Source organism: Pseudomonas sp. JV241A (assembly GCF_900275665.1).
GTDB classification, from domain to species: Bacteria; Pseudomonadota; Gammaproteobacteria; order Pseudomonadales; family Pseudomonadaceae; genus Aquipseudomonas; species Aquipseudomonas wadenswilerensis.
The window spans coordinates 37,600-47,656 of the sequence record NZ_OPYO01000015.1; the positions used below are offsets into that span (position 1 = coordinate 37,600).

12 protein-coding genes are annotated in these 10,057 nt (G+C 63.7%); 8 read left to right on the plus strand and 4 right to left on the minus strand.

What is annotated here, in order from left to right; translation table 11 throughout:
- Positions 1-15: 15 nt before the first annotated feature.
- Positions 16-1,530, minus strand: a complete 1,515-nt coding sequence (locus JV241A_RS09735; protein ID WP_100782468.1) for a PLP-dependent aminotransferase family protein — start codon at positions 1,528-1,530, stop codon at positions 16-18.
- Between the two features lie 100 nt (positions 1,531-1,630).
- Here JV241A_RS09735 and JV241A_RS09740 point away from each other — a divergent pair, with 100 nt between their 5' ends.
- Complete coding sequence (locus JV241A_RS09740; RefSeq protein WP_134062215.1) at positions 1,631-2,851, plus strand: benzoate/H(+) symporter BenE family transporter; 1,221 nt, start codon at positions 1,631-1,633, stop codon at positions 2,849-2,851.
- 8 nt (positions 2,852-2,859) lie between these two features.
- On the opposite strand, the gene JV241A_RS09745 is transcribed toward JV241A_RS09740, so the two are convergent.
- Positions 2,860-3,402, minus strand: coding sequence for a hypothetical protein (locus JV241A_RS09745; RefSeq protein ID WP_145959288.1), 543 nt, complete (start codon positions 3,400-3,402; stop codon positions 2,860-2,862).
- Positions 3,403-3,493: 91 nt separating this feature from the next.
- On the opposite strand from JV241A_RS09745, the gene JV241A_RS09750 reads away from it, so the two are divergent.
- Positions 3,494-3,964, plus strand: a complete 471-nt coding sequence (locus JV241A_RS09750) for an FAD/FMN-containing dehydrogenase (protein WP_134062217.1) — start codon at positions 3,494-3,496, stop codon at positions 3,962-3,964.
- A gap of 155 nt (positions 3,965-4,119) precedes the next feature.
- Here JV241A_RS09750 and JV241A_RS09755 read toward each other — a convergent pair whose 3' ends face one another.
- Entirely contained in the window at positions 4,120-4,575 is a 456-nt protein-coding gene (locus JV241A_RS09755; protein WP_115087415.1) for an Lrp/AsnC family transcriptional regulator, read from the minus strand.
- 98 nt (positions 4,576-4,673) lie between these two features.
- On the opposite strand from JV241A_RS09755, the gene rarD reads away from it, so the two are divergent.
- Positions 4,674-5,603, plus strand: a complete 930-nt coding sequence (gene rarD / locus JV241A_RS09760) for an EamA family transporter RarD (RefSeq protein WP_134062219.1) — start codon at positions 4,674-4,676, stop codon at positions 5,601-5,603.
- Here the strand turns inward: rarD and JV241A_RS09765 are convergent.
- On the minus strand, positions 5,567-6,574 hold the full coding sequence (locus JV241A_RS09765; protein WP_134062221.1) for a GlxA family transcriptional regulator: 1,008 nt from the start codon (positions 6,572-6,574) through the stop codon (positions 5,567-5,569). The genes rarD and JV241A_RS09765 overlap by 37 nt on opposite strands.
- A gap of 273 nt (positions 6,575-6,847) precedes the next feature.
- On the opposite strand from JV241A_RS09765, the gene JV241A_RS09770 reads away from it, so the two are divergent.
- The 5 genes from JV241A_RS09770 (at position 6,848) to JV241A_RS09790 (ending at position 10,040) form a co-directional block, all read left to right on the plus strand.
- Positions 6,848-7,369, plus strand: coding sequence for a GNAT family N-acetyltransferase (locus tag JV241A_RS09770; RefSeq protein WP_134062223.1), 522 nt, complete (start codon positions 6,848-6,850; stop codon positions 7,367-7,369).
- Complete coding sequence (locus JV241A_RS09775) at positions 7,366-7,926, plus strand: hypothetical protein (protein WP_115087409.1); 561 nt, start codon at positions 7,366-7,368, stop codon at positions 7,924-7,926. The genes JV241A_RS09770 and JV241A_RS09775 overlap by 4 nt, the downstream gene beginning before the upstream one ends.
- A 154-nt stretch (positions 7,927-8,080) precedes the next feature.
- Entirely contained in the window at positions 8,081-8,740 is a 660-nt protein-coding gene (locus JV241A_RS09780) for an HD domain-containing protein (RefSeq protein WP_115087408.1), read from the plus strand.
- Between the two features lie 160 nt (positions 8,741-8,900).
- The gene (locus tag JV241A_RS09785) at positions 8,901-9,212 is read left to right on the plus strand and encodes an NIPSNAP family protein (RefSeq protein ID WP_115087407.1); all 312 of its coding nucleotides are present in this window, start codon (positions 8,901-8,903) and stop codon (positions 9,210-9,212) included.
- A gap of 102 nt (positions 9,213-9,314) precedes the next feature.
- Entirely contained in the window at positions 9,315-10,040 is a 726-nt protein-coding gene (locus tag JV241A_RS09790; protein ID WP_115087405.1) for an IclR family transcriptional regulator, read from the plus strand.
- Positions 10,041-10,057 lie beyond the last annotated feature (17 nt).

Here is a 10,057-nt window from a genome sequence, read left to right on the forward strand (position 1 = left end):
TTGGTTGAACGGGCTTCATCGCGGGTCAAGCCCGCTCCTGCAGAGGGCCTTGGCCAGTTGCCGGATTGCCGTTTCGATCTCGCTGGCCGTCAGCGATGAATAGCCCAGCAACCAGCCCTGTTGTTTATGTTCACCGGCATACAAACGGCTGAGCCCCGGCAACTGCACACCGGCGCGGGCGGCCAGGCGCAGGGTTTGTTGTTCTGACCAGCCTGGCTCCAGCAAACAGGGAATCTGCAGGCCACCCGGCGGGCGCATGGCCGTGACGATGCCCGCCAGGTGCTTGCCAATGGCGTCGAGCAGGCACGCTCGGCGCCCGCCGTAGAGTTTGCGCATGGCGCGTACATGGGCGTTGTAGTGGCCGTCGTCCATGAAGCGCGCCAGGGTCAGTTGCAGGACCTGCGGCGTGTGTCCGTCGACAATGCTGCGCGCCGCACTGAACGGCGCCACCAGTTGCGTTGGCAGCACCATGTAGCCGATGCGCAGGCCGGGATAGAGGGTCTTGCTGAAGGTGCCGATGTAGAGGGTGCGCTGGTGGCGGTCCAGGCCCTGCACGCAGGCGGTCGGCAGGCCGTCGTAGTGGAACTCGCTGTCGTAGTCGTCCTCGATGATCCACTTGCCGTTTTCCGCTGCCCAGTTGATCAGCTCCAGGCGCCGCTCCAGGCTCAGGGTCGCGCCCGTGGGATACTGGTGCGACGGGGTGACGTACACGCAACTGGCACCGCTGCGGTCGGCTCGCAACAGGTCGGTGCGGATGCCGTGGGCATCGACGTCGATCGGCACGACCCGCGCTTGCGCCGCTTCAAAGGCCTTCTTCGCGCCAAAGTAGCCGGGGTTCTCCAGCAGGATCGGTTTGCCGGCGTCGACCAGCATCTGCGCGCAAAGGAACAGTGCCTGACGGGTACTGCTGAGCACCAGCACCTGCTCGGGCGCCACCTTGGCGCCGCGTTCTAGGTTCAGGTAGGTGGCAATGGCCTTGCGCAGGGCCTCGCTGCCTTGTGGGTCGCCGTGCAGCAGGATGTTGCCGCGATGGTCTTTAACGGCCTGGCGCTGCAGGCGTTCCCAGACCTCCAGCGGGAACGAGCGGGTTTCCGGCAGGCCGGTGGCAAAGGCCTTGATTGCCTGCTGGTCGCTGACGCCGCCGTTGTCGAACAGTATGCGTCCGCGCTGGCTCAGGCCCTGGCCGGGCTGCAGATCGCTGCGTTTTTGTGCCTGGGCGCGGATGCGCCGTTGCGTGCTGCCGCGCAGTTCGGCGCCAAGGCTGTCCGAGACATAGCTGCCCGAGCCCTCGCGACGCAGGATGTAGCCATCGCGCTGCAACTGCACGTAGGCGTTCTCGACGGTGTCGCGGGCGACCCCCAGCGACTTGGCCAGGGCGCGGCTGGCGGGCAGCTTGACGCCGCCGGCCAGGGCGCCTTCAAGGATCAGTGCGCGCAGGGCACGCTGGATGCGCTGGTGCAGGTCCAGCGGCGCGAACTCGGCGTCGTTGACGCGCATCTTCAGGGTTTCAAGCTCGAACGTGGTTGCCATGTGGTCTGCCGCAAGTGAAGAAACTGGCCTGAACGGGCAGGCCAGTCTATTCGTACACTCGGTCGCTCGTCACTGCCTCTTCGCAAGGAACCCTGCCGCCATGTCTACTTCAGCACTACGCCCCGGCGACCTCATGCACCCGCTCATTGCCGGTCTCATCTCGGTTATCGTCAATTACGGCGGGACCTTCATCCTGGTGTTCCAAGCGGCCAAGGTCGCTGGTTTGAGCCCGGCCCTCACGGCTTCCTGGGTGTGGTCGGTATCCATCGGCGTGGGGGTTAGCGGGCTGTTGCTCAGTTGGCTCAGCCGCCAGCCGATCATCACCGCCTGGTCGACACCGGCTGCCGCCTTCCTGGTCGTGGCCCTGGCCAGTACGCCCTACGCCGAGGCGGTGGGCGCCTACCTGATCTCGGCAGCCGCGTTTGTGCTGCTGGGCTTGTCGGGCTGTTTCGACAAGCTCATCCGCCTGATCCCGCCGGGCATTGCGGCGGGGCTGCTGGCCGGGATCCTGCTGCAATTCGGCATCGGTGCCTTTGCCGGGCTCAGCGTCGACCCGTTGCTGGCCGCGCTGCTGATCGTGGCCTATCTGCTCTTCAAGCGCTTCAGTGCGCGCTATGCGGTGGTCGGCATCCTGCTGCTGGGGCTGGGCTTTTTGCTGATGCGCGGGCAGGTCGAGCTGTCGGGGCTGCGCTTGCAACTGGCGACGCCGGTCTTCACCGCGCCTGCATTTTCGCTCAATGCCATGCTCAGCGTGGCCCTGCCGCTGTTCCTAATTACCCTGACCGGCCAGTACATGCCCGGCATGCTGGTGCTGCGCAATGACGGCTTCAAGGCCAGTGCCAACCCTATTGTCGCCGTTACCGGGCTGGGCTCGTTGTTGATGGCGCCGTTCGGCTCCCACGCCTTCAACATCGCCGCGATCACCGCGGCGATCTGCACCGGCAAGGAAGCCCACGAAGAACCTGCCAAGCGCTGGATCGCCGGGGTGGCGGCGGGCGTGTTCTACATTCTTGTCGGCGTCTTCGGGGTAACCCTGGCCGCGCTGTTCATGGCCTTCCCGGCCACCTTCATCAGCACCCTGGCGGGGCTTGCGCTGCTGGGCACCATTGGCAGCAGCCTGGCCAATGCCATGGCCGATGCGAAAACCCGCGAAGCATCGTTGATCACCTTTCTGGCTGCGGCCGCCAATATCAGTTTGCTCGGTATCGGCGGGGCGTTCTGGGGGCTGGTGATCGGCCTGGGCGCTTATGCCGTGCTCAATGGCCGCTTGCCGCGCCGGGAGCGGGCAGGGGTGATCGGTGCCAGCAATGGCGAGGGGTAATGCAGCGATCAGCGCTTGGCCGCCTTGGCGCGCTGATTCTCGTCGCTGCGCGCCCGTGCCGGGATGTTCTCCAGCGAAGTGGGCTTGTCGGCGATGTTGATCACCGTCCACTCCCAGAACGCGCTGGTCCAGTAGGTCAGTTCACCGTCTTCGAGCAGCAGGTCGTGGCGGCCACTGCTGTTCGGCGCTTCTTTGGCCTGACGCATCAACGGCACCAGTTGCATGGCGCGTTCGCCGTCGGTGGTCTCCAGCGACAGCGAAACCTGGCGCAGGCGGTCATCCTTGTCGAAGGCCGCTTCGATGCGGCTGACCTCGACGCCGCCGAGTTTGTAGGGTTCGATGCCCGGTACCGGGTCGACAGCCTGGTAGTACTGACGGGGCACGTTGTAGTGCACGCCGTTGATCAGCCAGACCCGGGTGAAATGCCGCTCCATTACCTCCACGACCTGCGCGCGCGGCATGCCCAGCGTGAACTCGCCAAGGCTCAGCGCCGACCAGGCGGTGGTCGGGAACAGGGCACAGCAGAGCAACAATGTCAGCATCCTTGGCACACCGAGTCCTCCTTGAAATGAGCGCAAAGGGTACTGCAGCCCTCGCATCCACGCTAGGATCAGCAGTCCTGCACTGACAATGAGGTCACCTGTGAAATACGCCATTACCCTGCTACTGAGCCTGATGCCGCTGCTGGCCAGCGCCGCCGAAGTCGGTGAACGCCTGGCACCCTTTACCTTGCTCGACCAGCACGACCAGGCCTACAGCCTCAACGAGCAGACCCGTGTGCTGCTGGTGGCGCGCAACATGGACGGTGCCAAGCTGGTCCAGGCTGCAGTGGGCGAACAGCCCAAGGGCTACCTGGAAGCGCGCGATGCGGTGTTCGTCGCTGACATTCAGCGCATGCCGGCGCTGATCAGCAAGCTGTTCGCGATTCCGGCCATGCGCGACTACAGCTACCGGGTGGTGCTGGACCGCGACGGCAAGGTGGTTGCGCGCTATCCGGGGGCTGAAGACAAGGTGCTGTGGATTCAGTTGGAGCAGGGGGTTGTGGCGGGGCAGAAGGAATATGCCAGTGCCGAGGCGTTGGCCACAGCGCTCAAGGAGTTGCCGCAGCCATAGTGGATTTGGATGCAGCGCAACTCTGTGGGAGCGGGCTGGACCCGCGATCGAGCGCGAAACGGTCGCAATCCAGACGCCACCTGATGGGGAGGCTGTACTGACCCCATCGCGGGGCAAGCCCGCTCCCACATGGGCAGTGCAGGCCGGCGCAGATCTTACAGCGGCACCTGCAAGGTCGTCTTGACCCGCTCCAGCACCACAATGGTCCGGAACCACTTCACGTTCGGATTATCGTGAAACAGCCGCTGGGCGATGTTCTGGAACACGGTCATGCTCGCCACCGTCAGCACCAACAAAAAGTCGGCATCGCCAGTGACGTAATAGCACTGCTGAATTTCAGGCCCAGAGAAGGCGCGCTTCATCACTTCCAGGTCCGCCGACTGGGTGCGGTCGGCATGTACCTCGACCATCAGGGTAATCACCTGGCCGACTTTGTCCGGGTCGATGACCGCGGCGTTGGCCTGGATCACCCCGGTCTTTTTCAAGCGCTGGATACGCCGCTGTACCGAGGCTGTTGATAAGTGCACCTGCTCGGCCAGCTCGCGCAGGGGCTGGCTGTTGTCGCGCTGCAAGGCGGCGAGCAGGGCAAGGTCGAATTCGTCCAGGTCCATGCAAAAATTTCTCATCTTGAGGGGTGAAAACGAGGGCACTTATCAGTGCCTGTGGAATAAATTATCACCGTCTGTGGCTCCTCATTAGGGAATTTGCAATGACCGCGCATAACTCCACGTTGGGTGTAGTGCTCAATGTCCTCGCCTCGGTGCTGTTCGCGGTGATGTACGCCTATACCAGCCTGCTCGCGCCCCTCGACGGCGCCGAAATCTACGGCTGGCGGATTCTGCTGACCGTGCCGTGCCTGACCCTGATGGTGATCGCCAGCGGACACTGGCCGCAGGTGCGGCGGATCTTCCAGCGGCTGTTCGAGGAGCGTTGGTTCTGGGCGATTCGCCTGGTCTCGGCAGCCTTGCTCGGCGTGCAGTTGTGGCTGTTCATGTGGGCGCCGATCAACGGCCATGGCCTGGATGTATCGCTGGGCTACTTCCTGATGCCGCTGGTCATGGTGATTGTCGGCCGCCTGGCCTTCAAGGATTCGATCAGCCGCCTGCAACTGCTGGCGTGTGCGTTGGCGGCGCTGGGCATCATCAACCAGATCGCCATCGCCAAGGCGATTTCCTGGCCGGTGCTGGTGGTATCCCTGGGCTACCCCCTGTATTTCTGGCTGCGCCGGGTGACCGACACCAACAATATGGGCGGGCTGTGGTTCGACATGAGTTTGAGCCTGCCGGTGAGCCTGTACTTCGTGCTCAAGGGCGGGGTGGTGCTCGGCCTTGCCGGGCTGGCCTCGAACCTGCCCTGGCTGGTGCTCGGCCTGGGTGCGATCAGCGCGGCGGCCCTGGGCTTGCAAGCACTGTCGGCACCGCGCCTGAACCTGTCCCTGTTCGGTCTGCTGATTTATGTCGAGCCGGTGCTGCTGGTGGTGGCCGCGGTGCTGCTGGGCGACAGCATCGCCCCGGCGCAGTGGCCAACCTACCTGGCGATCTGGCTGGCGGTGCTGGTACTGGTGGTGGAGGGCGGCTTGAGCCTCAACGGCAACCGCCGCACTTACTCGCCGAGCCGCTGCTCGCGCGAAGGCGGGTAGCCGAAGTAGGCGCAGTAGCACTTGCTGAAGTGCGAGACCGAAACAAAGCCACAGGCAATGGCCACATCCATCAGCGGCAGGTCGGAATACTGCAGCAGGCGCCGGCTCTTGGTGATGCGCAGTTCCATGTAGTAGCGGCTCGGCGAGGTGCCCAGTTGCGCCTGGAACAGGCGGTCGATCTGCCGCCGCGAACGGCCGCTGTAGGCTGCCAGCTGATCGAGGCTGAGGGTCTCTTCCAGGTTGCTTTCCATCAGCTCGACGATGGTGCGCAGTGGCGCGCTCATGGTTTTTTTCTGGCTGCTGTCGACCCGGCGAAAGCGCGCGCTGGAAAACGCCAGGATCTCCTCGACACCCTCGGCCAGCGCCTCGCCATGCTGCAACTTGAGCAACCCCAGCATCATCTCCAGCGCGCCGTTGGGGCTGGCGGCGGTCAGGCGCTCGCGGTCGAGCACAAAGCTTGCCGGGGTGATGGTGCACTGCGGGCTGCGCTCGGCCAGGCTTGCCCGTTGTTCGGGGTGGATGGTGCAGTTGTAGCCTTCCAGCACCCCGGCGCGGCCGAGAAACCAGGCACCGTTCCACAACCCGCCCAGGGCCAGTTGGTGGGCGGCGGCATCGGCCAGCAGCCTGTCCAGCTCCGGGTACTTGAGCGGGGTACGCAAGCCGCCGCAGACGATCAGCATGTCCAGGTGGTCCAGGGCCGCGCGGTCGATGTGCGCGGCATAGATCTCCAGGCCCAGGTCACTGGTCACCCGTTCGCTGCCCAGGGAAAACGGTGTGCTCAAATACAGCTGGCTCTTGAGCAGGTTGGCCGTGACCAGTACGTCCATCGCCACGGTAAAGCTGGCCATGGAGAAGTTCTCCAGCAGCAGGAAACCCACCTGATAAGCCGGGGTAGAGGCCGCCACAGGGTGTTTGAGATTGAGCATGTTGCTGGTGCTGGATTTCTTGCTGAACTGGCGTGGGGTGGGCAAGGCGCGGCTCCGCGAACTGGCAGGTTGAGGCGATGATGCCAGATATTGCCCTGCCCGCAATGGCAATCGAAATGAACCCTGGCGGACCCGGCACACCTAACCTTCAAAACCCCTCTGGAGGCTACCCATGAAAAAACGGTCATATCTCGTGGCTGGGCCGAAAGCCAGCGCAGGAGTGCCGATTTCCCGCGAGGGTTGACCAACCGGCTGGCGATAGGGATTGTAGGAGCGGCGCTGCACCGCCTCTCCTACACCGATACAAGGAAAGTATCCATGCCCCTGTTCGAAACCCCGCGCCTGCTCGTCCGCGAACTCTCTCGCCAGGACCTGCCCGCCCTGACGGCCATCCTTAGCGACCCCGAGGTCATGAAGTTCTCGCTGCGCGGCGTCTGCGACGAACAGATGACGGGCGCCTTCATCGACTGGTGCGTGCAGTGCTATGCCAATTACGGCATGGGCCAGTGGGCTCTGGTCGACAAGGCCAGCGGCGAGCTGGTCGGGTTCTGCGGGGTCAGCCCGGAGCAGGTCGCAGGGGTGCAGGAGGCCAGCCTGGGCTATCGGCTGGCCACGCGCTATTGGCGTCAGGGGCTCGCTAGCGAGGCGGTGAAGGGTGTGCTGGAGTATGTATTCAGCCAGCAACAACAGCCTGCAGTCATTGCGATCATTGAATCTGCAAACGTCGCCTCCTTGCGCGTGGCGCAAAAAGCCGGTTTCAATGCGTTCGATACCGTGCAGTTTCACGGCCGGCCCGTGCGTGTGTACCGGCTGACGCATCAGCACTGGAAGGCGCCATGACCAGCAGACACCTCGACCCGTTACGCCAGGCCATCCGCCAACAGCCGGTCTCGCCAGCACCCGCGCCGTGGAAACTGACCGGCCAGTTCACCGTCGCCGGCCTGCTGGAAATCGGTTTCGACCGCGACAGCGAGCGGCTGCTGGTGGCCTCAAGTTCAGGCCGCAGCGTGATCGACTGTCGCACCGGCGAGAAAATTGCCCGCGACCGTACCGACAACCTCGGCAGCGACCATTACCTGGAAACCCGCGGCATCGGCCCGTTGCACGACCGGGTGATTCGCATGGCCGGCATTCAGGGCGGCAGCCTGCCGATCAGCACCAGCGATGGCTGGGTCGTGGAGAACATCACCCTGGCCTGGCCCGAGCAGCACCTGCTGCTGGTCGAGCCGGGTTCGTGGCTGCATGGTGCGCGCTATAACCGGCCCTGGCAGTTTCATACCCTGGCGATCGAGACCGAAGTGCGCGCATTCGGGTTTTCCTACACCGGCCTGAGCCTGGTGATCGCCACGGGTGGCGAGTTGCTGATTTATGGGCGCGCCGCGTCCCATCGCGGATAAATGGAGTTGCCTGGGTTAGGGCAGATCCGATGCTGTTCTTGACTCTGGTGCATAACCTGTGGGAGCGGGCTTGACCCGCGATCGAGTGCGAAGCAGTCGCAATCCAGGCGCCGCTGGCGTATTTTCGATAACCCGGTCCAAGACGCCATTCCTGATGCCAGCCCAACCTTTCGATCCCTGCCAAGACCTCGCCGACATTTTGTTGCCGCACTTGCCTGCGGACAACGGCGATGGCTCCCACGACCTGGCTCACATCCACCGGGTCTGGATCAACGCCCGCACCATTCAGGCCCAAGAGGGCGGCGACCTGACCCTCCTCCTGGCCGCCGCGCTGTTGCACGACTGCGTCGTGATCGAGAAGAGTTCCCCACTGCGCTCAAAGGCCTCGAGCCTGTCTGCGGATAAGGCTGCAAAACTGTTGGCTGAACTGGGTTGGCCCGCCGAGCGCATCAGCGCCGTGGCCCACGCCATCGCCACCCACAGTTTTTCTGCTGGCTTGCAGCCTGAAACCCTCGAAGCGAAAATCCTTCAGGACAGCGACCGCCTGGACGCCATCGGCATGGTCGGCGTGGCCCGCTGCTTCTACGTCGGCGGGCGCATGGGCTCTGCCCTGTACGACTTCAATAATCCCACCGCAGCAGGGCGCGACTATCAGGACCGGCAGTACAGCCTCGAACACTTCCATAGCAAACTGCTCAAGCTGGCCTCGGGCTTTCAGACCGGGGAGGGCGCACGCCTGGCGGCGGAGCGGCATCGGCGGCTTGAGCTGTTTGTGCAAGGTTTCATGGATGAGATTGGCAGCCCGCAGCCTTGATCGACACCACACTGACCGAAAGGACGCCTCAGTGAACCCACTGACGCTCACCACCCATCAATTGTTGATCAATTTCGCCGTAAAACCGATGTGAAGATGGAGTGGGACTGATTTCAGTTCTGCCGTTTCCCTGGACAACAACCTGAGCGAGAACCCACCGATGATCACCTGCTACCTGCGCTACGTCCTCGACCCCTACAAACTCGCCGAGTTCGAGCATTACGGCAAACTCTGGATCCCGCTGGTGGAACGCTTCGGCGGCCAGCACCACGGTTACTTCCTGCCCTCGGAAGGCGCCAACAATATCGCCCTGGCGATGTTCACCTTCCCAAGCCTTGCCGAGTACGAACGCTACCGCCAGGACTCGATGAACGACCCCGAGTGCCTGGCCGCCTTCCAGTACGCCCAGGATACCCGGTGCATCCTCAGCTATGAGCGTTCGTTCTTTCGGCCAGTATTCGGTCGGGACTGACAAACGGCGGCTCAGCCTCTATAAGTAGGGCATTTCCCACTCAATGGGAATCGAGTTTCACCTATTGAGAAAGACTGTGCACCATGGCGACAAGGAGCACATATGACCTACACCGCGCCCACCGATCGCCTGCTGCAAATCCTCGTTGCCCTCGGCCAGGCCAACGAGGCCGTGTCGGCCAAGGAGCTGAGCCTGCAACTGGACCAGCCCCTGAGCAGTACCTATCGGCACCTGAAGACCCTGCTGCGCTGGGGGCTGGCCGAGGACAACGGTCATGGCCGCTATCTGCCGGGCCCGGCCTGCCTGCAGCTGGCGAAGAAATTCGACCGTGAGGCGCTGCTGGTGTCGCTGGCCAAGCCCGAGCTCAGGCGCCTGGCCGAACTCAGCCAGGAAAGCGTGGCACTGATGGTGCCCAGTAACGGCCAGGCCATCTGTATCGAACTGATCGACAGTCCGCAGCCGCTGCGCTGCTGTTACCAGAAGGGCCTGGCCCAACCGTTGCGGGTCGGCGCTTCGGCGCGGGTGTTGCTGGCGCACATGGAGCCGGCGCGCAGCCTGGCCATTCTCGAGGAACAGGGCCTGGAGGCTGAAGCACTGGACAGTTACCGCCAGAGCTTCGTGCAGATCCGTGACCAGGGTTATGCCATCAGCCTCGGTGAAATCGACGACGGCATCTGGGGCGTCAGTGCTCCGGTGCTCGACAGCCGCAACCGCCTGCACGGCGCAATCAGCCTGATGGCCCCGGCCATTCGAGCCCGGCAGAACAGCGAGCGCCTGACCCGCTGGACCTGTGAGGTCGCCCTGCGCATCGGTGCGCGGCTGGACTGAATCTACTGGAGTACCCC